This is a genomic window from Celeribacter sp. ULVN23_4 (assembly GCF_054788345.1).
Genome location: NZ_JBTVYO010000029.1, coordinates 1 through 369 on the forward strand (window position 1 = coordinate 1; position 369 = coordinate 369).

Annotated in this window: 1 pseudogene; it reads left to right on the top strand. The window is 65.3% G+C overall.

Annotated elements, in window-relative coordinates:
- Positions 1 to 369, top strand: a pseudogene (locus ACYBHZ_RS19335) (acetate--CoA ligase); the annotation flags it as partial.

Below are 369 nucleotides of genomic sequence, written 5' to 3' on the forward strand. Positions count from 1 at the left end.
TGGTGGCAAACGGAAACCGGCGGGCATCTTCTGACCCCGCTGCCGGGCGCGATCGCGACCAAGCCGGGCTCTGCCACGAAGCCCTTCTTTGGCGTGCAGCCGATCATTTTGGACGCCACCACCGGCGAGGAGATGACGGAGACCGAGACCGAGGGCGTGCTTGCGATCCGCGACAGCTGGCCCGGCCAGATGCGCACCGTTTGGGGCGATCACGAGCGCTTCCAGGAGACCTATTTCCAGCAGTACAAAGGCTATTACTTCACCGGCGACGGCTGCCGCCGCGACGCGGATGGCTACTACTGGATCACCGGCCGTGTGGACGACGTGATCAACGTCTCCGGTCACCGCATGGGCACCGCCGAGGTCGAG